Below are 22,999 nucleotides of genomic sequence, written 5' to 3'. Positions count from 1 at the left end.
AATAAATTTAATTAAGAATACTGCTTAGTCTTCGCTACGGAAATACACTACGCTTTCCGCGGGGAGCTGGTGAGCCTCCTTCGTGCTGACGCACAAAGCAGTCTCACCGATGCTCTTCTTCCCGCAGGACAAGGAGCGCCTCGGCAGGGTTACATCGCACGCAGAAAAAAAGTGGTCTTCTTTTTTCAAGGAGTCTCCGTGTATTTCCTTCGCTAATTTGGTGCTCTTTATAACTTCCAAGCATTTTATAAAGACTCTATAGATATAGATAAGGCTACCACTATTAAGCAGGTTGATTGGAGCGGAGGGCAGTCGACTCCTCGAAAATAAAGGGCAATTTTCTTCGTGCGATGTAATGCTGCCGTAGCCTTCCTTGTCCTGCGGGAAGATAGGCCTAGATGAGACCCCGCAGTGCGGTAGCACGAGGAGGCTCATCAGCCGCCCGCGGAAAGCGACTGCCCGGAGAGGAAATCAACAAGGCACTACATTTATCTTTAATTAAAGTAATTCACAGTCTATATAAAATATGGAACAAAGTTGTGCGCAAAAAGCACCAATCTTCCTTTAGAAAAAGAACCTCCATAAAGATCAATTACAGGTTTCCTACTGTTTATCAAGAACTTCCTCTTTCTCGTTTACCTCCTCCAAATAAATACACGAATGAAGTGGCGGACAGCCCAGCACCATCCAAATTTTAATAAATAATTCCAAACGAGGCTGTGAAATGTTGTTAAAGATTTTACTTATATTAGGTGGTTGCATCTGTAATTGTTTTGCGATGTCCTTTATGAATATTTTTTTCTGTTTAGCTATTTCTTTGAATCGATTCTTAATTATAGGCTGTTGTTTTTGATCCCTAAAAGGATTAACGTTATCAAAATGCTTAATTTGTTCCAGCTTGTCAATAACACAACCAATAATAAACTCTTCTATCTTATAATCATCACTGCGATTCTTATCACGGTGGCGATTGATTAAATTTTCAAGTTCCGTTATTTCTTTAATCTGCTGATAAGTCTCATCTTTTAGGTGAATATTTAATTCTTTCATGTATAAGTCACCCCAAAATTGGAAATTGTATAGCTGAAAGGATGATAATAATGATATGGAATCATAATGATAAAAATGAAGATGTTATTGAAATAATCCATGAAACATTTGATAAAGGCAGAAATGGATAATTTCTAGGACTTCATCGGTATGATGTCAAGTCCTCTCTTTAATTACATATTCCTTCTACTAATAAATAATACCTAAAAAGTTGGAAAGCGATTCACCCTTAAGTGAACCGCTTTTCATTTTATTTATGACCATCATTTAATCTTCTTGCTTCTTCTGGACTCGACATCTTTGCACGACCTTTAAAGCGAAGTCCCACATCACGATCTGATTCTACACGCCCACTTTGTTTCAGTTTCTTTTCTTGACGGTCTCTTCCCATCTTAACACCTCCCACTCTTAAGATGAGTGTTTCATGGGAATTTATTCGAATATTTCACTTAAAACTACAACCTATTACAACATTAGCAGTTCCTGTATATCCTCTTCAGTTAATGTTTCCAGCTGTTCGTCATGTGAATCAATTACTTCATCCATTAAATCACGTTTCTTATTCTGTAAATCATTTATTTTCTCTTCGATTGTCCCCTTCGCAACAAGCTTAATTACTTGAACTTTACGTTTTTGTCCAATACGGTGTGCTCGGTCTGCTGCTTGTTCTTCCACAGCCGGATTCCACCAGCTATCATAGAAAATAACGGTATCTGCACCTGTCAAGTTTAAACCAGTTCCTCCCGCTTTTAAGGAAATTAGCAAAATATCACGTTCTCCTTGATTATATCTGTTGGAAAGTTCCAACCGCTCTTCAGAAGAAGTTTTTCCATCCAAATAAAAGTATGGAAATCCTTTATACGCTAATTCATTACCAATTAAACTTAACATTTTAGTGAATTGAGAGAAAACCAGAACCCGTCGTCCAGCCAACTGCGATTCCTCAATAATCTGCTTTAACTGTTCAAACTTAGCTGAGGTACCTTTATATCCATCTACAAACAAGGACGGATGACAACAAATTTGTCGTAGACGCGTTATGCCAGCAAGAATCTTAATTCGATTTTTCCGGATCGTATCCTTGTCTAGTCGCTTAAACGTATCATGCTTTAGCTTAGCTAAATAGCTCGCATACAGTTTTTTCTGTTCCGGTAATAATTCATTTGACTCTATCGTTTCCATTTTCTCAGGGAGTTCATGAAGAACATCTTCTTTCACCCTTCGCAGCATAAATGGGCGAATTCTCCGAGCAATTTGCTTTTTTGATAATTCGCTGTACTCCTTTAACCCAAGGAATAACTCTGGAAACACCACATGAAAAATGGACCACAGTTCCTCCAATGCATTTTCCATAGGTGTCCCGGTTAAAGCAAAACGATGAGTAGCTTGCAATTTTTTAACAGAACGTGCTGTTTGCGTCATAGGATTCTTAAAAACCTGTGCTTCATCAAAAAAGATGACGTGAAATTCCTGCTTCTCATGCCAGGTAATATCACTTCTAAGTAATGAATAACTTGTTATTAAGACGTCTATATTTTGTATTTCATTCTGTAATTTTATTCGGTCGGCCTTTTTTCCATCCATGATAATTGCTTCAATCTCTGGGGCGAATTTCATGAGTTCTCCTTGCCAGTTATAAGTTACAGATGAAGGACAAACAATTAAAGCTGGTTTTTCGCTTTCACGTATGGAGGGTAGTTCCGATAAAATAAAAGCAATACTTTGCACGGTCTTTCCTAAACCCATATCATCTGCGAGGACACCACCAAACCCAAAGTTTGCAAGGGACTTCATCCATCTAAAACCCTGTTTTTGATAATTTCGCAATATCCCGTTTACTGCTTGTGGTATCTCAAATGTTAATTGTTCCGGATTACGTATCTCATTTAGAAATTGACGAAATGATGCTTCTAGCGTAAAGGTATCTGTATCTTCAACCACATCCAAAAGCCTGAGTCCTTTTACTATTGGCACTTCTAAACCTTTCTCCAATTCGTCATCCTGGATGGGAACAGCATGTAAAAAGCGCTGAATTTCCTCAAATTCCCTTGTCTCTAAAGAAAGCAGCGCACCATCACGCAAACGATAATATTTCCGTTTTTCCTCGAGTGCTGCTAAAACTTCCTTTATATCACTTTCAGGAATACCGTCCATATCAAAGCTGAATTCTAGCCAATTTGTCCGCTCTTTTTTATGTTTCACCTTAATTTTTGGTATCGTATTTTTTGGAACAATTCGGGTTCTTACAGCTGAAGTAGCATATACATGCACAAGCTTTTGAAGTTTGGGGAGGATGTGATATAAAAACGTATATTCCAGTTCTTCGTTATGAATATAGTAGCCACTCTCTGTTTGGCTAAACTCGCTCTCTTTTATTAGTTGAAGAATCTCTTCCTCCTTCTCCGTATCCCGGATAATCATCGAGCCAATCTGTGGTTCCCTCTTATCGAGTGGATTAATGATGACATTTTCATAATGAAATTCCAAACCAGCCAACAAACGATTTTTAACACGATCTAGAAAGAGCTTAGCCTTAAGCGGCGTTTTCTGTAACTGCTCGGTAATTGCACCAGATAAACGTACCTCCCCCATTTTCCTTAGAGCAGGCATCAATTTTTCCATATAAAATTTGAGTTGATCTTCGGGAATTGGAATACGATTCGATCCTGAGAAATCTAACATTCGCTTCAGTTCTGCTAGACGTGCTGCATCCTCACGATTTAGCCTTATTAGTTTTCCTGAGAAAAGAACAGCATCATAAGCCTTCATAACCATCATTTTATCAAGCCCTTTGATCTTGAGCTGATACCCAGCACTCGTATCTTCCAATTCAAAGGTTAATGGAAGAGGCTCGTCTGACACCTGAAAACCGATATGACTTTTTCCATCATATTGCAAAGTGACTTGCGGAACATTTATTAACAAAGGCAGTAGTCTTTCCCAGGAAGAAGCAGGAATAAGTAATAGCTGTTTTTTACCCTTATGATCAAATTTATTAGGCAAAGCTCGACGATATAATTTTTCATCATCCATGATGCGAATCAATTGCTGAATCACCAAATCCGTTTCTTCTTGAAAACAATGAATGGATGGATCATATGCAAATCCAGCAGAAATCGTATATCTTTTTCCATTTTTCACCTGTTCTAAAAAATCACGAATATCTGGGATGCGATTTGATGCAACTGACATTTCCATAGCAAACATGTTACTCCCTTTATCTATAGTAACGGTTTTACAGAAAAAGGTGGTATCAAGAACTTTTCTATTTTCAAAGTGGTGCAGATGACCACTTGATTGTACTTTTTTTGTTTGAAATAGGTTAAGCAAGCCTTCCGTTAATTCTGGTCTAATTGATTCAGCATCTAGTTGTTTATCATGACTTTGCTGCTCCTGATTATGCAGTGCAATTAGTACAGCAGCAATATGCTGGCAATCTTTTTGAAAAGAAGAAAGCGTAGGACAACTGCAAGTCGCATGTAATTTTCCACTCTCCTGTTCCAGGTGAACATGAAAATCTTCTGTTCCCCTAACAGTTGCTTTGATACAATCTGACATGACATTTTCGATTTGTACTTTACCGCTTCGATAAAAAGCGTCCCCTTTTTTAAAGGAGACTGCCCCACATCGCTCTTTGATGTTCTTTTGATTTAGTTTGAATGGCATGGGCAAAGACTCCTTTTAGGACAGTATTCTATTTCTGTAAATTTATATAGTATAACGTATCACGAACGAAAAAAAGGTGCCAGTGATGTAATTCTATATCGTTTTATTTTGCAAAAAGTCTTAATTTTTAAACGATAAAAAGGTATACTATAACATAGATATCTATTAACGAAAGAGGCGATAAAAATGTCCATATTCAAAGTCATTCGCGTTCCTATACCTACTCCAACCTTGTATCCTCATACGACAACAAACTGCTATCTCATTGGGAACGATCAAGACTGTCTACTAGTCGATGCCGGTTATGATGTGATGGAAACAAGGACACTTTTGGAAGAGGCAATAAAAGAAAATGGGTTAGCCATACCACAGCGAATCATTCTTACCCATCACCATCCAGACCATGCTCCAGGTGTAAAGCAATTAACCGATTGGTCTCCTATTATCTATTGTCATGAAAAGGAAAAAGAAGAGATCATAACAGCCATATCACCTCTAGAAAAAGTGTCTCATTTAAGTGATGGAGAATTAATCCCTGTGGCTGGTGAGAAACTGCAAATCATTCACGGACCAGGACATACAGCAGGACATCTAAGCGTATATCTTCCATCTCCAAAAATCCTGATTGCTGGTGATAATATCGTCGCTGAGGGAACAACATGGATTGGTCCACCTGATGGAGATATGATAGATTATTTGCAGACCCTAAATCGGCTGGAGAATTTAAAACTCTCCAAAATCGGCCCCGGCCATGGAAATTGGGTGTTCCGACCATACGAACATATCGAATTTGTAAGGAACCGCAGATTACATCGTGAAGAACAAATAAAATCCTTACTGCAGGAACATAAGCATTTAACTTCTGCTCAGTTAACTGAATTTATCTATAACGATTCCATTCATCCAAGTATCTTTCAGGTGGCAAAACGCACAACCGAAGCGCATCTAATCAAATTAATGAAAGAAGGGGCAGTTACATTAGAGGATTCTGCCTATTCTATCGTTTCTTAAGGAGTTCTAACAGTTCTATTTCCGAGACGGACATCTTTAGTGGACCACCACTTTGATAATCCATAATCTTTCTGAGTGATACAATCGTTGGTGGTGCGAGCATAATCTCTTTCTTTTGAAATAATCGAAGCGCCTCTTTGGGAGAAATCCAAAACGCCTCAGCGATTTCTGTTGGATCCGGGTCTGGTTTTTGACCTTCAGGAAGCTTGGTTAGAAAAAAACGGGTATCAAATCGTATCGGACTTCGCTCTGGTGTAATTATTTGCCCAAAATATGTTAAACATTGAAGATCGAAATGAATTTTTTCTCGCTCTAATAGATAGTTAAAGGAAATATCGTCGTCCAGAAGCTGGCGGCGATACTTTTTTTCTGCTTCCTTAGGTAATTGAACTGGTAAGCCATCCATTGTTGTCCCTAACAGAATTCCAACCTCCTCAAATAACTCTCTTGCAGCCGCTATATAATGTGCATGACTTAACGACTCATCCTGGCTTTCTGTATGGACGTGTTTACTATTAATCTCATAGTCTTCTTTTTCCATTGCTCCGCCAGGAAAGACATGAAATCCCCCCATAAACTTCATCGTTTTGGGCCTTTTAGTTAAATAAACCCTAAAATGATCATCTATTAACACAACTGTTGAAGCTGGTTTTGGAATGGCAGCCATCTTGTTCCTCCTTGAATTGTTATTCTAATACTATCTCTTCTATATATATTCCACTTTCTTTCCAAAAACCCCTTCTTTTGGAGGACATAATAATGAGGGTGGATCTTTTTGTCCTTTATTGCTTGTCTGAAGTTCCAGTCTACCACATATCAAAAATCGACATAAAAGGGGTGAGTATCCTGGTCCAGACAACACTCTATTCTTTGCCTAAAATTATCCCAAGTGACCATTTCCAATGCTTTTTCAATCGGAAAATATCCAACTTCCAAACTTTCCGGACTTGTTGATGGTTTTCCTCCTATTGGTTTACCCAGAAACAAATGGTTACATATAGAACTGCTTACGTTTTGAAACACTCCACAAAACCTAGTAATTTCAATATCTATTCCTGATTCTTCTTTTGTTTCCCTAATGGCTGCATCTTTCAGAGATTCTCCTACTTCCACTTGTCCACCAGGCATTTCCCATCCTCTTCTTGGCCCTTTTATCAGCAAAACCTCATGATGATCATTTAAAACAATCGTTGCGGCAGAAACAATATGCTTTGGCGTTGTCATTGGAATTATCCTCCTTCTCTAATCATTATTTAGCATTTTATTCCATTCTTCAGCCAAAATCCCATAAACCACATGGTCAACATAATGTTCATTTAGCAACTCAGCTTGTCTAATATTTCCTTCCTTGACAAAATGTAATCTTTCGGGAATACTTCTGCTTTTCTTATTCCCTTCTGCTGCACGAATTTCTACTTTGTGAAGCTTTAAGTCCTGAAAAGCATAATTGGTCAATGCTTTCGCCACTTTAGTCATGATTCCATTTCCTTGATATGCTTCTCCAAGCCAGTAACCAATATAAGCCGTTTTATTGGACCATTTAATTTCATTAAATCCTGCCGTACCAACAATTTCTCCTTTATATAATATGGCAGTAGTAAGACTTCTATTTTCGGCATACCCTTTTAAAGTACCTTTGATAAACTCGCAAGTATCTTCTAATTTAATTGTCATGTCTACCCATGGCAGCCATTCTCTAAGATAGTCTCTTGACTGATTAGTTAGCTCAAAAATCCTCTCTGCATCTCTTAAATCTATTATTTTTAAAGCTAAATCCTCATCAACTCTATGTATAAACATGAAATCCCCTCACTTATTCATTTTTAAAAATTACTTATTTTATATACTAACATAATATTTTAACTATTATATTTAAAAATAAAATAAGCCAAAATCATATAATGATTCTGGCTTTTTAACTAGTTTTTATATTAAACCCTATTTTTAACCTAATGCCTCTGCAACACTGCGTCCAGCCACTCTGCCTGTAAGCAAACATCCTCCCACAAAGGTCCCTTCCAGTGAGCGATATCCGTGAACTCCGCCACCACCAAAACCAGAAACTTCACCAGCTGCATAAAGACCGGAAATCGCATTCCCTGAGGCATTTAACACGCCGCCTGAAAGGTCAGTCTGTAAACCACCTAATGTTTTGCGACTAAGTATATTTAATCTGACAGCGATAAGTGGGCCATTTTTCGAATCGAGAATTTTATGCGGTTTAGCGACACGAATTAATTTATCACCCAAATAGTTACGCGCACCTCTTAGTGCTGTTACTTGCAAATCTTTGGTAAAAGGATTCTCGATTTCCCGATCCCTTGCTCGAATTTGTCTTTCCACATGCTCTATATCAAGTAATTTATTGCCGATTAATTTGTTCATCCCGATAACAAGATTTTCGATGTTCTCTGCAACGACAAAGTCCTCTCCTTTATCCATGAATGCCTGAACCGGATCTGGTGCCCCTGGCAATACTCTGCTTAATAATTTCTTCATGCTTTTTTCCGTTAAATCAGGATTTTGTTCAGAACCGGACAAGGCAAATTCTCGTTCAATGATTTTTTTGGTGAGAATAAACCAGGAATAATCGTAACCGGTCTTTTGGATGGCCTCCAGCGTTCCCAATGTATCAAATCCGGGAAAATTGGGAGCAGAAAAGCGATTCCCCTCTGCATCCAGCCAAATGGAAGATGGTCCTGGTAAAATCCGTATACCATGTTTTGGCCAAACGGGATTCCAGTTTTTAATTCCTTCTGTGTAATGCCACATCCGATCCCGATTCACAATACGTCCGCCAGATTCCTCTGTAATCTCAAGCATCCTGCCATCAACATGTGCCGGTACTCCAGAAATCATTCGTTTTGGCGGAGTTCCAAGACGGCTTGGCCAATTTTTGCGAATCAAATCGAAATTAGCACCAATCCCGCCACTTGAAACAATAACTGCCTGTGCCTTATATTCGAACTCTCCAATTATCTCTCTCGAACTTTCTTCTCCACGTGCTGCCGAGCTAGGAGCTAAAACGGAGCCAGACACACCAACGACTTTTTGATTACTTGTTACTAAATGATCTACACGATGACGCGGTTTGTAGGTTACCAAAGCCCTTTTTATATGTTCCCTGACTCTTCGTTCAAATGGGGCCACAATTCCTGGACCTGTTCCCCAGACGATATGAAATCGGGGTACCGAGTTTCCATGTCCTTCCGCAAGATACCCACCTCGCTCTGCCCAACCAACAACTGGAAAAAAGCGCACTCCCATATTATGTAACCATGCCCTTTTCTCGCCTGCAGCAAAATCAACATAGGCTTCTGCCCATTTTTTTGCCCAAAAATCTTCGTCATCCTCTCGGTCAAATTCAGCTGTTCCCAACCAATCCTGCCATGCCAGTTCTTTTGAATCTTTTACACCCATTCGACGCTGCTCTGGTGAATCAACTAAAAATAAACCACCGAAAGACCACCAAGCCTGTCCACCTAACGAAGTCTCTGGCTCTTGATCCAATAACAATACCTTTTTTCCAGCATCTGCAATTTCTGCTGTTGCTACCAAACCTGCCAGCCCTGCCCCTATTACAATCGCATCATATTCCACTAGACGTCCCCCTTTAAACGCTTATTTCGCTTCCTGTACTAATTCCCCTTCTATCTTTTTAGAAAATGATATATGTTGTGGCAGTGTAATCGAAGCCAAACTAGCAAAAATGGCTAGTACTCCTGCAATACCAAATGAAAAAAGATGTGTATCAAAAACTTCATAACCCCATCCACCTAGAAAGGAACCTAATGCAGCACCTATCTGGTGTCCCATAAAAAATGCCCAACCATTTAAAATCCCTAGTAAACGAACTCCATATAAGTCACTTAATATTGCAGTGGACATGGCGATAGACCCTGCCCAAACAAGGCCGCCTACAATGGCTACGAGAAAAAGCTGCCAAGTAGATATTGATAAAACAAGGCCAAAAAAACCCAACCCACGAACAAAATAAACTAAAGACAAAATATTTTTTCGTGGGAAGCGGTCTGCTAGCTGTCCCAAAAGCAAGGTACTAAATATGGCTACAATTCCTATCATTCCGACTCCAAACGAAGCAATCATTGGCTCATAGTTATGATCTATCAACATGGGAACCCCGTGAGAACCTAATAAATTCATTCCGAAGCCGCATGCAAATAATCCAAAGACAATCTGCCAATATGCTCTTGTAGCAAGTGCATCTTTCCACGTAATATTTTCTAATGCAGCTACTCTTTCCCTATTACCTGCATTAACTCCCCCATCAGCCTCTTCTGGTACATCTTCTTTCATAATAAAGATAGCTGAAGGAAGAACAATAACAATGAATATGCCGGCAAAGATTAGTAGTGTTAGTTGCCAGCCAACAAGTTGAATTAACCAGGTTTCAACGGGGGTCATTATTGCAATCCCTGCCATTCCACCTGTTGTTAAGTAGAACAGTGCTTTTCCTCTTTGTCGAACAAACCATTTACTGACAATAGGAGATAAAGAGATATTGCTGAGAAAGGAAAGTCCAAGTGAAAGAAAAACACCAAATGATAAGAAAAACGAAATAAAGCCTGTAGAATTGACTGTCCACACAATGGATAAACAAACAACTGCAAGTCCTAGTAACATAACAAATCGAGTACTATAACTTTTTAACAATAGACCTGCTACAGGCATGCCCATTCCATATACAATCATACCAAAAGCGATAATAATCGATAGATCAGTGCGAGACATCCCTAAATCAGTCATAACTGGATTGACAAAGGGACCAATCCCCATCCTCATCCCCATCGTAAGTAAGGTAATGATTGAGGCGGAAAAGACAATATACCAACCATAATAAATACGTTTCTTGTTATCCATAGTGCTCACTTCTTTCCTATTTTTGGGGCAAGTAGATAATGGTATCATTTTCTCGCTTAGAATATCCTCTTGCATGCTATAATTTAATAATTTTCACAATAATTAAATTATACATTACCTGTTTTTGTTTTGTAAATGAATTGATATAAGCTTTATGGGATATGTTAGCACCCCGAACCAGTAGCTACTAAAATTATATTGATGGATTCTTTTCAAATATTTTCCTAAAATTTTCTCTATACTTATAGGCCATGTATAAATAAGCGACCACAAGTACTAACGCTAATAAAAGCAATGAATGATCAAGAAACAAATGCAGTAAAAAAATATTGGCAATGATTGGAGATAAAATCGCTAAAGCTAACGGTACATATCGGTTAAATAATAGTAAAATCCCACAGATAACCTCTAGTGCCTTTTCAAAGACCAATAAATAGTGAAATTCAAATAATGCCATTGCCTCAGGGCTTGTTTCGATGAATGGGTCAAAACCAAAGATGACAAAGAAACCATTTATACCAGCCCCAAGAAATATGATTCCTAGTAAGTACCTTGAAATATAGAATAATATTTTATTCACATTCCTTCCCTCCAATATATTTATGGATACTACCCAGTTCCATACTCTATATTTATTATATTCCCACTATTTAAACTACTTGACAATTAAAAAGTACCAGTCACACTTTTTAAAAGTAAGACTGGCACATATAATTAATACCCTATTCGTTCAAAAGCTTTTCCCAATGTTTCACTAGATGTTCCTTTTCTTTAAAATAGTTCCTGTAAACTTTCTAAGTCAAGCTCCTAATCCATTTTCAGGATTTACTGTTCGAGTTTCTCCATTTTTGCTTCATTATTTATAGTTTTATTTTGACACACAAATACCATACTTTTTGTGTCACCACTTCTTCTTATTATTCTAAATTTTTTAAAGACTTAAGGTTTTTCTTTAACAAAGGCTCTTTTTTTAAAGATTGTTGCTTTTAACTTTACTTTACATTTTGTATAGAGTCCTAATATCTTTAATTCAGAATACTGCTCTCTCCGCTACGGAAATACACTCCGCTTTCCGCGGGGAGCTGGTGAGCCTCCTTCGTGCTGTCGCACTACGTAGTCTCACCGATGCTCTTCTTCCCGCAGGAGTCTCCGTGTATTTCCTTCGCTAAATTTCTGCTCTACTTGATTTTAACTAGAATAATTCTATTTTACGAGGAACAATTGCCCCAAACGCGACTTTATAGACTATAGCTTTAAAAATATCTAGAGAGTATATCATAGCGGCGGAGGCAGAATACGGAGACTCCTCGAAAATAAAAACCAATTTTCTTCGTGCGATGTAATGCTAACGAAGCCTTCCTTGTCCTGTGGGAATAGCACGTGTCCAGACCTGAGCAGGAAGTGTTTTTCTTCCGAGGAGGCTGAGGCCGTGCCCACGAACCGCAAGTATTGTGTCGGAGCGAATGCCAGCAGAAAACATTCATAAGTGAAAGAGAGAGCTAATTATTCTGAATTAAATAAATCAGGAATTTCTATCAACTGTAAAACTTCAAGAAGCAACAAAACTATACGAAAAGTTCCTTAAGAAAAACTCGGCTATCCAGAGGTCAGAAGTTGGATTGGAGGAAATCGGCGAAATAGCCGATTTTCTCCAATCCAAAATTCTAACTTGGTAAGTAGAAAATTATATACTTTCTTATCTATTAAAAAAAATGCGACCTTCTCTTTGAAGAATCGCACCCTATATAGTTATTCACTTTACTATTTATATAATACAACTACTAGCCTACCGTTTACTCAATCACTCTACAACAGTAACTTCGACTACCCTTCTGCCCCAGCTGTAGGCTTGATCTTTGGTAGGCAAATGGACATCTATCCTATTCCCATTGATAGCGCCGCCTGTATCACCAGCAACCGCATAACCATAGCCTTCTACATGAACTTTTGAACCAAGTGGAATAACGTTTGGATCGACAGCAATAACTTTGGCATTAGGATCTTCTTTCAAATTTATACCTGTTGCAGTGATCCCTGAACACCCCGTGCAGTATGCTGTATATGCAGTTGCTTCCATAGAAAATGTTTTGCCTTCAGGTTTTGTTTCCTGTTTATCGGGTGCTTCCCCCTCTGTTGATTTACTTTCTACTTTTGAGTTACTTTCCACGTCAGATTTACTTTCTTCCTTCGTTGAGCTTTCTTCTTTCGTGCTAGCAGAAGCAACAACAGTAGTCTTTTCAGATAGCTTCTCGTCTGATTCTACTTTTTGCTCTACACTTTTATATGCTACTGCATTTTCCGGTCCATTTACTACCAACTCCTGCCCAACCATAATTAAATCAGAAGTGAGGTCATTCCAAGCTCTTAAGTTAGGAACAGAAACAGAGTCACCATAGGCTTCACTGATTTTATTTAATGTATCTCCCTGCTCGACAACATAATATTCCACTTCTCTTTCGTCTATCTTCAATACCTGTTTTGGAAAAATTAAAGAAGAGCTCAGCCCATTTATCTCCATCAACGTTTCCACAGTAGTATCATTGTCTTTCGCTATATTCCAAAGGGTGTCTCCCTTTTGCACCTCGTAATCTTCTGCGGATACAGTAGTTGCAAAAATACTTGTCAAGATTATTACTAAAATTGCAGTGAACAATTTTTTCATTATGTAATCTCCCCTTTTTTCTTATTGACAAGCCAATCGTAACACGGGTACCCCCTATCTGTGGTTACAGCCTGTTTAAGAGTTTATGTCGCAAATTACAAATGAAAGATATTTAGATTAATAGGTTCTATTCGCTCTAGCAATTGCATAAAATTTAGACTTTCCCTACTTAAAGAAGACAGAATTTAGCACAAACAGCAGAACTGATATGTCACCTCAGTATTAGAAAAAAGTGTACTTATCATCTTGCTATTCTCATAACAATGAAAAAAGAGACTCCTTGGACAACCATTATTAAGTTTTGTTGCGTCATAGCTGATAGAAAGTGCGACATAGCTTGAAATGGATGATTGGTGCGTTTACCCACTCTGGCTTTCTGCGGGAAAGATGAGATAGAATTGTTTGAACATTAGCACTTTTGGGCAGGTATATCAATCAAAACAGATACGAAATCAAAGAAAACTAGCGGTATATCACGACTAGAGCAGATATAGACAAACCCTGAGGCAAATAAACATACACCCAAACATCACACCAAGTAAGGAGTGACATTCATTGGATTTTATTCAACCTATACTGGAAATACTTCTTATCAATATACTATTGAGTGGGGATAATGCCCTTGTAATCGCGATGGCAAGCAGAAATTTGCCAAAAGATATTCAGTGGAAGGCCATTCAATGGGGCACATTAGGAGCGATTGCACTACGAATACTGTTCGTTATTCTGTTGATTAATCTTTTAGAAATGCCATATATTCAGCTGATTGGCGGAATACTTTTAATCTTTATTTCTTATAAGCTATTAGTGGATAAGCAAGAGACAGATAATATTAAAAGTGGTGAGTCTATACAAGAGGCTATCTCCATTATTATATTTGCTGACGTCATTATGAGTTTAGATAATGTACTAGCCATCGCAGCAGTTGCCAACAGCAATCTGCTTCTAATTATGGCAGGTATCATTCTAAGTATCCCGATTATCCTTACTGCAAGCGAATTAATTCTAAAACTAATGCAAAAATATCCTGTCATTATTTTTATCGGAGCAGGACTGCTTGCATGGACTGGTGGCGAAATGATTTTAAAGGAAGAAAGAGTCCACCCTTTTTTTGAAGCAACTGGAATTTCTAATCTAACATTACTAATATTCGTAACCATGATAACCCTATTGGTTGGCGGACTAAGGCGTGTAAAATAGAGACAGTTCCCTATCTCCCAGTTACACTTAACAGATATTATTCAGGTAATGGATTATTTTCACCTAATATGGCAACATTAAGACTAGAAACTACCAATACATCCAGCACGAATTGAAGGAGGTTTTTAGTAATGGAGGAAATTAAAGTTGGTGAAGTTTTTACTATTGTTGACGAAGCAGAAGAAGAACAAGCGGTAGAAGTGTTAGCAAAAGTTACCATAGAAAACATCGATTATGTCGGGGTAAGTTTTACCGAAGATATACAAGATGATAGCGAAGATGACATTGATATCTTTTTCCTGAAAATTGATGAAGATGGTGACCTATCAGCCATAGAGTCGGACGAAGAATTTGAAAAAGTGTCGGAAGCCTTTGATGCAATTATAGAAGAGGAAGAAGAATAAAATAATTGAGGTGTTCAAGTAATTGTCTGGTACAAAAAGAGAAAATATAAATCCAGGACTCAAAGTAAGAATCGTACAAAAGCAAGACCAGCGATCTGGAAAATTAACAGAAGGTGTCGTATCGAAAATATTAACCAATTCCACCACACACCCCCATGGCATAAAAGTTATGCTAGATAATGGAATTGTTGGTCGGGTGAAAGAAATTATAAACTAGCCAGGATTGAAAGGAAAGGATGAGCAGCATGAGTAATAACAACAATAATGGTTCAAAAAAACGACCAAAAAAGGTGAAATCTTACCAGGAAATAAATGATGAAATTAAGAACAACAAAGAATTAAGTCAAAGACAGCCCACAATAGAACCACAAGACTTTGAAGAAATTGAATATTGACCGGATGGATAAATATTATAAAAGCTAGCAAGCGTTGAATGCATTGCTAGCTTTCCATTCTATACCTGTAATTTCTAAGATTACACCACTATTCTCGAATAAACTCAAAATCAGTGAATGACTGGTTTTCATGAAGAAAGTTATAAAAGAGGTCTGAAACTTCATTCAAATAGATGATACAGCAACCGCCCTCTATTATCAAAAAACTGTTTCATTACAGCATAATGGTCCGTGTCTTCCAATCTTGTCTCTTCCATCCCCTCTTCCGTAAGCTGAATGATCTTCGCAGCGGGATAAGCCATAATAATCGGTGAATGAGTGGAAATAATAAATTGACATCCTTGATTCACCAGTTCGTGAATCCTGCTCAGTAGCGACATTTGCCTAATTGGTGACAAAGCTGCTTCTGGTTCATCCAAAATATATAATCCATTTCCTTCAAACCGATGCATAAAGGCAGCGAAAAATGATTCACCATGTGACTGCTCATGAAGGGATCTTCCTCCAAAGGAATCGACAATTTTTGGTCCTGCCTTAGGAATTCTATCTAAATCTTCAACATAAGAAGCTACATTATAAAAGGTTTCCGCACGAAAGAAGAAGCTATTGTCAGGCTTATACGGTCCTTTGGCTATTCGTAAATACTCATCTAAGTTTGAATGCGAATCATAACTGGAAAAATTATAATTAAGTGTTCCACCTTCTGGGTTAAATCCAAGCCCTATAGCGATTCCTTCAAGCAATGTCGATTTTCCCATACCATTCTCTCCAACGATATAAGTAACATTGGGATGAAGGATTAGTTCTTTAAAATTTTTTATTACAGATAAGTTAAGCGGAAACTTGGCATATGAAGAAATGCGCTCCGTTTTTAAAAGAACCCTTTTCATATATTGTGTATCACAGTTTAATATCAATTTGAAACAAGCTCCTTTCTCCCCTATTCCAATCATATCAAGTAGTATACCTATGTAAAACACGAATCCCCCATCACTGGATAGTAATGGGGGAATAACACTTTATTCTAATTTAGAGTCCAGATGTAAGTGAGTTACCCATTTGATTATACACACAACGTCCTTTTCCATATGGGATACACATAGGAGTTCCAAATAATGGATCACAAGCAACACTGCATTTCATTTCAAAAACTTCATGAACTAATTCACTCGTAATGATATCTTCTGGTTTCCCTTGTGCAAAGATTTTCTTGTCTTTAACAGCTACGATATTTTGCGCATACCTGCTTGCTAAATTCAAATCATGCAGCACCATAACAATTGTACGTCCATCTTTTTCATTTAATTCAAACAATAAATCCAAAACATCTATTTGATGTGTCATATCTAAATAGGTAGTCGGTTCATCTAATAAGATAATCTCTGTTTCCTGTGCCAATGTTAAAGCAATCCAAGCACGCTGTCGCTGACCACCAGATAGTGAATCCACCAATCTATCTTTTAATGGAAGTAAGTTGGTTAATTCAAGTGCTTTATAAACAGCTTCATCATCTTCTTTTGACCACTTCTTAGTAAAACCTCTGTATGGATGTCTTCCTTGATTAACTAATTCATTTACAGTCAAGCCTTCTGGAGTAATTGGACTTTGAGGTAAAATCGCCAGTTTTTTTGCTACTTCTTTCGTTTTCATTTTTGCAATATCTTGCCCATTTAAAACGATGTTTCCTTCTTTTGGTTTCATCAGACGAGCTAAAGATCGTAATAGGGTGGACTTCCCGCAGCCATTAGCACCAATTAACACCGTAATTTCACCATTAGGAATAACTAAATCGACATCATCAATGATTAAATTTTCCCCATACGCTAACGTTAAATCGTTTGCTGATATTGTCTGCATAAGAATCATCCCCCCTAAAGTTAACGTACGTCTATAACAATATATGAACCAATTCTTTCCGACATGTTTAACTTTATTGTATTTGCTTTTTATCTATTAGTCAATGATAACAATTTTCAATTAAAAAAATCATATCCTGCCTTGTACTTCAGCATTTGTAACCGTTTTATCTGAAAGTAAAAAATAATGGATTCAATTCCTATACTTTCATACGAAAAGCCGCCTCGATAATGAGACGGCTTTTCGTAACTGTTGGTAACTCTTGTCGCTTTTTAATCATCGCTGTTGATAAAAACGATATTTATTTAATTAAGAAATACTTAATTAAGGATGGTGCTTTATATCCGCTACGGAAATACACTACGCTTTCCGTAGCGGTGATAAAGCAGTATATTTAATTAAATTTATCAGTAGTCTATACAAGTTCCGACTTACTATTATCCTGTAAAAAACAACAATTCTTTTTATTTAACAAGTGTACTCAAAACATCTTCAATCGTTTGTTCGGAAGCAATAAGTCCTTTATTTGTCCAATGACTTGGACTATGAAGGATATATACGTTTCCATTTTCAGCTGCAGGGATGCCTTGCCATACCGTACTATTTTCTAATGTTTCCAATCCTTGTTCCCCTTCTTCTGCGAGTAAAAACACATGGTCTGCATCTAATTCGGAAAGTTTCTCAATCGAAATGGGATTCCATTGTGCTACAGATTCTCCTAATTCCTCAACAAGCGATGGGTAGTTTAATCCTAACTCAGAATACAGCATTTCTGCACTGTGGCGATTTTTCTCAAATAAAAAGAATTCATTGCCCACTGCCCATATAGCTGCTATAGTTTCGTCCCCTATCGCTTCTTCCAATTGCTCCCTAGCATTCGTGATTTTTTCTTCATAATCACTTAATGCTTGCTCGGCCTCTTCTTCTTTGCCAAGTAGTTTACCAAATACTTCTATTTGCTTACGCCAATCAGCAGTAGTTTCTTCTGTCATTACATAGGTAGGGGCAATTTTGCTATAATCTTCATATGTACCTTCATAGCTGTCCATACTGCTTTCTAGAATAATAAGATCGGGGGCATAGCTAAGAACCTGCTCTAAAGGAAGATTCCATTCAATAGATGGGACATCCTGTAACTCTGACTCTAAGTGGTATTGAACCGTTTCACCTATAGCCCATTTTGCAACCGGTGTGACACCTAATGAAAGCAGGGCATCTTCATGAAAAGAAGCAAGAACTTTTTCAGCACCAGTTGGGATTGTAACCTCCCCCATCGCTGAATCAAGCACAACTTCGGAAGATTCTGCAGTATCTTCTGTTTCTGTTTCAGAGGAGGACTCATTATTATCCTGATTTCCACAAGCGGCAAGAACAAAAAGTAAACTAATAACTAGCATGAGAAAAACTTGTCGAATGATGTAATTTCGATTCATATTATATCTCCTTTATGGTACAATTTACGATAATGATAATCATTTTCATTTATAAAGTCAATCTAAAATACATACATCATTTAAAGAAACAAATAGGGGAAAAATAATGCTATCCATCATTAAACATTCAAATTTACTAAAAACAGTCATCAATATTGGAACATTACTTACACTTATTGTTGCCATTTCTGTGTCTATTTCTTTTGGAACAACAGATATTCCTGTCAAGACAGTATGGCAGGCTATTTTTTCTTATGATGCGGAAGTAACTTCCCATCAAGTCGTCCAACAATTACGCTTGCCCCGGGCCGTCTCAGCAGCTTTAATTGGGGCGTTTCTTTCAGTATCTGGAGCACTTATGCAAGGAATGACCCGAAATCCCCTTGCATCACCTTCTATCATGGGGGTAACAGATGGTGCAGCTTTTGCTTTAGTCATCATGCTTGCTTTTTTTCCAACTGTGTCTAACTTTGGATTAACGATTGCCTCCTTTATTGGCGCTGGTTTGGCCGTAGCACTCATCTTTACTATTGGTTCGTTCTCTGCTGGGGGCCTTACCCCTATTAAACTTGCATTAGCGGGGGTAGCAATTGCTACTATGCTGCGCTCCATATCTTCTATCTTTTCCTTGCACTTTCAATTGGAAAAAGAGATGGGATTTTGGCTTGCTGGTGGACTATCGGGTACAAACTGGAAGTCTGTTCAGATTCTATTGATTTCAGGTATCATTGGACTTACGATTGCCCTATTTCTTGCTAAATCAATAACTGTTCTAAGTTTAGGTGAAGATATGGCTACCAACTTAGGGCAAAACAATTTACTAATAAAAGTTCTAGGTATCATTTCTATTTTGGTTCTAACTGGTGGAGCTGTCTCCGTTGCTGGTGCAATTGGTTTTGTCGGACTTATCGTTCCCCATATTACTCGATTTATTATGGGGACAGACTACAAGTGGATTATTCCATCATCGGCCCTATTTGGTGCACTATTACTCGTACTATCTGATGTTGTTTCCAGATTAATTAATGCACCATTTGAGACACCAGTTGGTGCTATCACTTCGATCATTGGAGTCCCGTTTTTCCTTTACCTAGCACGCACCAGTGGAGGTGGGAATAAATGAATCGTTCAACTGGAATCAAACATAAAAAATTCTTTTGGATTAGCATACTTTTAACTGCTCTTATCATTATTATGTTTTTTATTAGTTTAAGTATGGGTGTTATTCCAATTTCACCAAAAGAAGTTCTGGATACACTCTTATGGAATGGAACAGATCAGCAAAATCTTGTCCTATTTGAATTTCGACTTCCAGGGATTCTTCTGGCTATTTTAATTGGGGCAGCTCTTGCCATATCTGGTGTTATCCTGCAGGGAATTACCCAAAATGAGCTCGCTGACCCTGGAATCATGGGGATCAATACGGGGGCGGGACTCGCTGTAGTCCTATTTATATTCTTTTTCCAAGACAGTTTACCTGCAACCAATACACTTTCTGCATTTATCATGCCTTTTGCTGCATTTACTGGTGCCTTACTAGCAGCTGTTCTTATCTATACATTAGCATGGAAAAAAGGGGTTAGCCCTATTAGACTTGTATTGGTGGGTATTGGTATTAATGCCGGATTCAGTGCATTTATTACCATCTTTCAATTAAAAATGGACCCTCAAGATTACCGGCAAGCTACCATTTGGCTGTCTGGTGATATTTGGAATGCGAATTGGAATGCCGTGTTCGCATTATTACCATGGATTATCTTGCTTGTTCCACTTGCCTTACATAAAGCTGATACCTTAAATGTATTGACATTGGGGGATGACTTAGCTTCAGGTCTAGGGGCAAGTGTAGAAAAAGACAGGCGTACCTTACTGCTTCTTGCTGTCGCACTAGCAGGAGTGGCAGTAGCTGCAGGTGGAGCAATCGCTTTTCTTGGTTTAGTAGTTCCACATATTGCTAGAAAAATAATCGGACCACTGCACCAATATATCATCCCAATATCGACGTTAATTGGTGCCTTGCTCTTATTGGCTGCTGATACGATTGGTAAGAATTTATTATCACCTACTGAAATCCCTGTTGGAATCATTGTCTCGATATTAAGTGCGCCATATTTTGTTTATCTATTGATGAAAGCAAAGTAGTAACCTAGGAGGATTTTCATGTCAAATCACACAGAACTTTTTGATGTCACAATCATTGGTGGCGGCCCAGTTGGATTATTTACGGCTTTTTATAGTGGAATGCGAGAGATGAAAACGAAAATAATTGAGTACTTACCATTCCTCGGTGGAAAAGTTTCCTATTTTTATCCTGAAAAAATAATCCGCGATATTGGTGGACTTACGAAAATATCAGGGAGAGATTTAACGGATAATTTAATCGAACAAGCAATGACATTTGATCCAACCATCGTCTTAAAGGAACAAGTCTTATATGTAGAGAAATTAGCTGATGGTACTTTTATGCTGACCAGCAGTAATGGCAATAAACATCACACGAAGAGCATTATCTTGGCAACAGGATTTGGAACATTAAAATCCGTTAAGTTAGAACTGCCTAACTCCGGAAAATTTGAAGAAAAAAGTCTTCATTATACCATCAAAAAACTTTCCGATTATAAAGGGAAGCATGTCCTGATATCTGGTGGTGGAAACAGTGCCATTGATTGGGCAAATGAACTGGAACCAATTGCTGAAAAAGTAACTTTGATTTACCGTAAACCTCAGTTTACTGGAATTGAAAGTAATGTAACTAAAATGATGAATTCAACAGTACAAGTTCTTAATCCTTATGAACTTACTGAACTAAAAGAAGAGAATGGGAAACTCTCCAGTGCCGTTATTAAACATGTAAATACTCAAGCGTTTCAAGAAATTAAAATAGATAATATCATTGTTAATCATGGCTTCCATATCGATTTAGGTCCTATAACAAACTGGGGAATGATTATGAAGGATGGTACCATTAAAGTGGATGAATCGATGTCTACTTCCATTCCTGGAATTTTTGCAATTGGTGACATCTCCAACTACCCAAACAAACTAGGCTTAATCGCCGGCGGATTCAATGAAGGTCCTATTGCAGTGAATCAAGCCAAACAATACATATCACCAAAGGAACATTTGGGACATATATACTCAACAAATTATGAGCCACTTATAAGAAATGATAAATGAAACTAGAGGTTCATTCAGGACCAAATAATTCAATATTAGAAAACCATCTCATGTATGTAACGTACAAAGAGATGGTTTTTCTAAAAGAGATATTCCCTCTTATTGTAATTTAACTGGGGTACAAACGGCATATAAACTATCCGCTGTGTCAGACATATTAACCTCAATGACTTTAAATCCATTCCCTCCGTCTTTGACTTCACTGTGACTAAGAATCTTTTCGTAATTGCTCATAGTTCTTCTTCCTTCCTTTCAAATTACTCACAGAAACTAATATATGATGGAATTTCTAAAATGTGCAACGTATTTTCCATTTTTTGAGAAAAGGGCCTTTTGGTAAATAATTTTAAACTTATAAAAGGAATTTTTAAGGCAAAAGGAGCTAATAGGTTCAATAGGAGTTTATCGGTGGCTTTGGGATATATTCTCATGTTTAAGCTGCTTCTCACTCATGGTACTAATTCATGTAAATCCGGGTTTTTGCTCTCCCTATCAGCCGACTCGAGCTCTCTATCAACCGACCCTCTCTCTCTATCAACCGACTCTCTCTCCCTATCAACCGACCCTCTCTCTCTATCAACCGACCCTCTCTCTATCAACCGACCCTCTCTCTCTATCAACCGTCCCTCTCTCTCTATCAACCGACTCACTCTCCCTATCAACCGACTCACTCTCCCTATCAACCGACTCACTCTCTCTATCAACCGACTCTCTCTCTCTATCAACCGACCCTCTCTCTCTATCAACCGACCCTCTCTCTCTATCAACCGACCCTCTCTCTCTATCAACCGACCCTCTCTCTCTATCAATGGCGAACCCTTCATTACTCTTTATGGTGAAAAGTCCCCTAGTATTGCCGTATTTCTGGTTAATAGTCTTTAGAGCGATTTACAAAGGTACAATGGATTTCCGTTCTATACAGTTTATTTGGAATACGCCACCTAAAAACAACTAGAAGGTTCCCATTCACTCATTTAAGCAAAAATATAGGGGCGCAATAATCATCTTTAAATTTCTCCTTGACAAGACAAGCAATCATCCTCTACTGTATAGATATAAAAATACATATTTGCGAAAGACTGCAGTGGGAGAGCACGCTCAAGAAGCGTCACCGAAGGGGCAAATCTTTGGAAAAAGGTGAATCTCTCAGGTAAAAAGACCACTGTAGGACGCTTCTCTGGAGAGCGCTATATGCCACCCAAGGAGTAGACCTTCTATCATTAGGTAAAACTCTCAGGTTAAAAGGACAGAGAATGGAGTTTG

At 38.0% G+C, this 22,999-nt stretch carries 23 protein-coding genes and 2 riboswitches; of the genes, 8 read left to right on the top strand and 15 right to left on the bottom strand.

Annotation, left to right across the window (positions count from 1 at the left end):
* Positions 1 to 603 precede the first annotated feature (603 nt).
* The 3 genes from D8M06_RS12405 to D8M06_RS12395 all read right to left on the bottom strand — a co-directional run bounded on the left by D8M06_RS12405 (position 604) and on the right by D8M06_RS12395 (position 4,716).
* The gene (locus D8M06_RS12405) at positions 604 to 1,050 is read right to left on the bottom strand and encodes a helix-turn-helix domain-containing protein (protein ID WP_121204720.1); all 447 of its coding nucleotides are present in this window, start codon (positions 1,048 to 1,050) and stop codon (positions 604 to 606) included.
* Positions 1,051 to 1,300: 250 nt separating this feature from the next.
* The gene (locus D8M06_RS12400; protein WP_121204719.1) at positions 1,301 to 1,441 is read right to left on the bottom strand and encodes a YpzI family protein; all 141 of its coding nucleotides are present in this window, start codon (positions 1,439 to 1,441) and stop codon (positions 1,301 to 1,303) included.
* Between the two features lie 74 nt (positions 1,442 to 1,515).
* Positions 1,516 to 4,716: a DEAD/DEAH box helicase gene (locus tag D8M06_RS12395; protein ID WP_121204718.1), complete on the bottom strand. Its 3,201-nt coding sequence runs from the start codon at positions 4,714 to 4,716 to the stop codon at positions 1,516 to 1,518.
* Between the two features lie 186 nt (positions 4,717 to 4,902).
* On the opposite strand from D8M06_RS12395, the gene D8M06_RS12390 reads away from it, so the two are divergent.
* Complete coding sequence (locus D8M06_RS12390) at positions 4,903 to 5,727, top strand: MBL fold metallo-hydrolase (protein WP_121204717.1); 825 nt, start codon at positions 4,903 to 4,905, stop codon at positions 5,725 to 5,727.
* Here the strand turns inward: D8M06_RS12390 and D8M06_RS12385 are convergent.
* The 7 genes from D8M06_RS12385 to D8M06_RS12355 all read right to left on the bottom strand — a co-directional run bounded on the left by D8M06_RS12385 (position 5,714) and on the right by D8M06_RS12355 (position 13,270).
* Positions 5,714 to 6,394 (bottom strand): NUDIX hydrolase, encoded by a 681-nt coding sequence (locus D8M06_RS12385; protein WP_121204716.1) that lies wholly within the window; start codon positions 6,392 to 6,394, stop codon positions 5,714 to 5,716. The genes D8M06_RS12390 and D8M06_RS12385 overlap by 14 nt on opposite strands.
* A 149-nt stretch (positions 6,395 to 6,543) precedes the next feature.
* Positions 6,544 to 6,951 carry an NUDIX hydrolase gene (locus D8M06_RS12380; protein WP_121204715.1) on the bottom strand — a complete coding sequence of 136 codons (408 nt, stop codon included), beginning with the start codon at positions 6,949 to 6,951 and terminating at the stop codon, positions 6,544 to 6,546.
* An 18-nt stretch (positions 6,952 to 6,969) separates the two neighbouring features.
* Complete coding sequence (locus D8M06_RS12375) at positions 6,970 to 7,527, bottom strand: GNAT family N-acetyltransferase (protein WP_121204714.1); 558 nt, start codon at positions 7,525 to 7,527, stop codon at positions 6,970 to 6,972.
* 144 nt (positions 7,528 to 7,671) lie between these two features.
* Positions 7,672 to 9,327, bottom strand: coding sequence for an FAD-binding dehydrogenase (locus tag D8M06_RS12370; RefSeq protein ID WP_121204713.1), 1,656 nt, complete (start codon positions 9,325 to 9,327; stop codon positions 7,672 to 7,674).
* A gap of 21 nt (positions 9,328 to 9,348) precedes the next feature.
* Positions 9,349 to 10,608 (bottom strand): MFS transporter, encoded by a 1,260-nt coding sequence (locus tag D8M06_RS12365; RefSeq protein ID WP_121204712.1) that lies wholly within the window; start codon positions 10,606 to 10,608, stop codon positions 9,349 to 9,351.
* Between the two features lie 193 nt (positions 10,609 to 10,801).
* Positions 10,802 to 11,188, bottom strand: coding sequence for a DoxX family membrane protein (locus tag D8M06_RS12360; RefSeq protein WP_121204711.1), 387 nt, complete (start codon positions 11,186 to 11,188; stop codon positions 10,802 to 10,804).
* Between the two features lie 1,221 nt (positions 11,189 to 12,409).
* Positions 12,410 to 13,270: a 3D domain-containing protein gene (locus tag D8M06_RS12355; RefSeq protein WP_121204710.1), complete on the bottom strand. Its 861-nt coding sequence runs from the start codon at positions 13,268 to 13,270 to the stop codon at positions 12,410 to 12,412.
* A gap of 555 nt (positions 13,271 to 13,825) precedes the next feature.
* Between D8M06_RS12355 and D8M06_RS12350 the strand changes: the two genes are divergently transcribed.
* From D8M06_RS12350 to D8M06_RS19855, 4 genes are all read left to right on the top strand, one after another.
* Complete coding sequence (locus D8M06_RS12350; RefSeq protein WP_121204709.1) at positions 13,826 to 14,470, top strand: TerC family protein; 645 nt, start codon at positions 13,826 to 13,828, stop codon at positions 14,468 to 14,470.
* A 131-nt stretch (positions 14,471 to 14,601) separates the two neighbouring features.
* A complete protein-coding gene (locus tag D8M06_RS12345) occupies positions 14,602 to 14,874 on the top strand; it encodes a DUF1292 domain-containing protein (protein WP_121204708.1) in 273 nt (90 codons plus the stop codon).
* Between the two features lie 22 nt (positions 14,875 to 14,896).
* Positions 14,897 to 15,091: a YwbE family protein gene (locus D8M06_RS12340; RefSeq protein ID WP_121204707.1), complete on the top strand. Its 195-nt coding sequence runs from the start codon at positions 14,897 to 14,899 to the stop codon at positions 15,089 to 15,091.
* Positions 15,092 to 15,119: 28 nt separating this feature from the next.
* Positions 15,120 to 15,269, top strand: a complete 150-nt coding sequence (locus D8M06_RS19855) for a hypothetical protein (protein WP_158591789.1) — start codon at positions 15,120 to 15,122, stop codon at positions 15,267 to 15,269.
* A 161-nt stretch (positions 15,270 to 15,430) separates the two neighbouring features.
* Here the strand turns inward: D8M06_RS19855 and D8M06_RS12335 are convergent, their stop codons facing one another.
* The 3 genes from D8M06_RS12335 to D8M06_RS12325 form a co-directional block, all read right to left on the bottom strand.
* Complete coding sequence (locus tag D8M06_RS12335) at positions 15,431 to 16,222, bottom strand: AAA family ATPase (RefSeq protein WP_121204733.1); 792 nt, start codon at positions 16,220 to 16,222, stop codon at positions 15,431 to 15,433.
* Between the two features lie 76 nt (positions 16,223 to 16,298).
* A complete protein-coding gene (locus D8M06_RS12330; protein WP_121204706.1) occupies positions 16,299 to 17,126 on the bottom strand; it encodes an ABC transporter ATP-binding protein in 828 nt (275 codons plus the stop codon).
* A 464-nt stretch (positions 17,127 to 17,590) separates the two neighbouring features.
* On the bottom strand, positions 17,591 to 18,559 hold the full coding sequence (locus tag D8M06_RS12325) for an iron-hydroxamate ABC transporter substrate-binding protein (protein WP_121204705.1): 969 nt from the start codon (positions 18,557 to 18,559) through the stop codon (positions 17,591 to 17,593).
* A 67-nt stretch (positions 18,560 to 18,626) separates the two neighbouring features.
* Here D8M06_RS12325 and D8M06_RS12320 point away from each other — a divergent pair, with 67 nt between their 5' ends.
* The 3 genes from D8M06_RS12320 to D8M06_RS12310 are packed head-to-tail and all read left to right on the top strand — an operon-like array spanning position 18,627 to position 21,736.
* A complete protein-coding gene (locus D8M06_RS12320) occupies positions 18,627 to 19,682 on the top strand; it encodes a FecCD family ABC transporter permease (protein ID WP_421904406.1) in 1,056 nt (351 codons plus the stop codon).
* Entirely contained in the window at positions 19,679 to 20,701 is a 1,023-nt protein-coding gene (locus tag D8M06_RS12315; RefSeq protein WP_121204703.1) for a FecCD family ABC transporter permease, read from the top strand. Before D8M06_RS12320 ends, D8M06_RS12315 begins: the two co-directional genes overlap by 4 nt.
* Positions 20,702 to 20,719: 18 nt before the next feature.
* The gene (locus tag D8M06_RS12310; protein WP_121204702.1) at positions 20,720 to 21,736 is read left to right on the top strand and encodes an NAD(P)/FAD-dependent oxidoreductase; all 1,017 of its coding nucleotides are present in this window, start codon (positions 20,720 to 20,722) and stop codon (positions 21,734 to 21,736) included.
* 99 nt (positions 21,737 to 21,835) lie between these two features.
* Here D8M06_RS12310 and D8M06_RS20290 read toward each other — a convergent pair whose 3' ends face one another.
* Entirely contained in the window at positions 21,836 to 21,970 is a 135-nt protein-coding gene (locus D8M06_RS20290) for a hypothetical protein (RefSeq protein ID WP_277749482.1), read from the bottom strand.
* 215 nt (positions 21,971 to 22,185) lie between these two features.
* Complete coding sequence (locus D8M06_RS12305) at positions 22,186 to 22,545, bottom strand: hypothetical protein (RefSeq protein ID WP_147404974.1); 360 nt, start codon at positions 22,543 to 22,545, stop codon at positions 22,186 to 22,188.
* A gap of 266 nt (positions 22,546 to 22,811) precedes the next feature.
* Positions 22,812 to 22,908, top strand: a riboswitch (glycine riboswitch).
* A 1-nt stretch (position 22,909) separates the two neighbouring features.
* Positions 22,910 to 22,990: riboswitch (glycine riboswitch) on the top strand.
* Positions 22,991 to 22,999: the final 9 nt, after the last annotated feature.

Source organism: Oceanobacillus halophilus (genome assembly GCF_003628505.1).
GTDB lineage: Bacteria > Bacillota > Bacilli > Bacillales > Amphibacillaceae > Oceanobacillus > Oceanobacillus halophilus.
The sequence above is the reverse complement of the archived record's forward strand: the minus strand, read 5'-3'. Positions and strand labels throughout refer to the sequence as shown.

Bases quoted from the DNA above. Each gene is read 5' to 3' on its own strand.
- D8M06_RS12365 (WP_121204712.1), bottom strand. From the start codon at position 10,608: ATGGATAACAAGAAACGTATTTATTATGGTTGGTATATTGTCTTTTCC.
- D8M06_RS12400 (WP_121204719.1), bottom strand. From the start codon at position 1,441: ATGGGAAGAGACCGTCAAGAAAAGAAACTGAAACAAAGTGGGCGTGTA.
- D8M06_RS12315 (WP_121204703.1), top strand. From the start codon at position 19,679: ATGAATCGTTCAACTGGAATCAAACATAAAAAATTCTTTTGGATTAGC.
- D8M06_RS12355 (WP_121204710.1), bottom strand. From the start codon at position 13,270: ATGAAAAAATTGTTCACTGCAATTTTAGTAATAATCTTGACAAGTATT.
- D8M06_RS20290 (WP_277749482.1), bottom strand. From the start codon at position 21,970: ATGAGCAATTACGAAAAGATTCTTAGTCACAGTGAAGTCAAAGACGGA.
- D8M06_RS12395 (WP_121204718.1), bottom strand. From the start codon at position 4,716: ATGCCATTCAAACTAAATCAAAAGAACATCAAAGAGCGATGTGGGGCA.
- D8M06_RS12380 (WP_121204715.1), bottom strand. From the start codon at position 6,951: ATGACAACGCCAAAGCATATTGTTTCTGCCGCAACGATTGTTTTAAAT.
- D8M06_RS19855 (WP_158591789.1), top strand. From the start codon at position 15,120: ATGAGTAATAACAACAATAATGGTTCAAAAAAACGACCAAAAAAGGTG.
- D8M06_RS12330 (WP_121204706.1), bottom strand. From the start codon at position 17,126: ATGCAGACAATATCAGCAAACGATTTAACGTTAGCGTATGGGGAAAAT.
- D8M06_RS12310 (WP_121204702.1), top strand. From the start codon at position 20,720: ATGTCAAATCACACAGAACTTTTTGATGTCACAATCATTGGTGGCGGC.
- D8M06_RS12335 (WP_121204733.1), bottom strand. From the start codon at position 16,222: ATGATTGGAATAGGGGAGAAAGGAGCTTGTTTCAAATTGATATTAAAC.
- D8M06_RS12390 (WP_121204717.1), top strand. From the start codon at position 4,903: ATGTCCATATTCAAAGTCATTCGCGTTCCTATACCTACTCCAACCTTG.
- D8M06_RS12345 (WP_121204708.1), top strand. From the start codon at position 14,602: ATGGAGGAAATTAAAGTTGGTGAAGTTTTTACTATTGTTGACGAAGCA.
- D8M06_RS12375 (WP_121204714.1), bottom strand. From the start codon at position 7,527: ATGTTTATACATAGAGTTGATGAGGATTTAGCTTTAAAAATAATAGAT.
- D8M06_RS12385 (WP_121204716.1), bottom strand. From the start codon at position 6,394: ATGGCTGCCATTCCAAAACCAGCTTCAACAGTTGTGTTAATAGATGAT.
- D8M06_RS12325 (WP_121204705.1), bottom strand. From the start codon at position 18,559: ATGAATCGAAATTACATCATTCGACAAGTTTTTCTCATGCTAGTTATT.
- D8M06_RS12405 (WP_121204720.1), bottom strand. From the start codon at position 1,050: ATGAAAGAATTAAATATTCACCTAAAAGATGAGACTTATCAGCAGATT.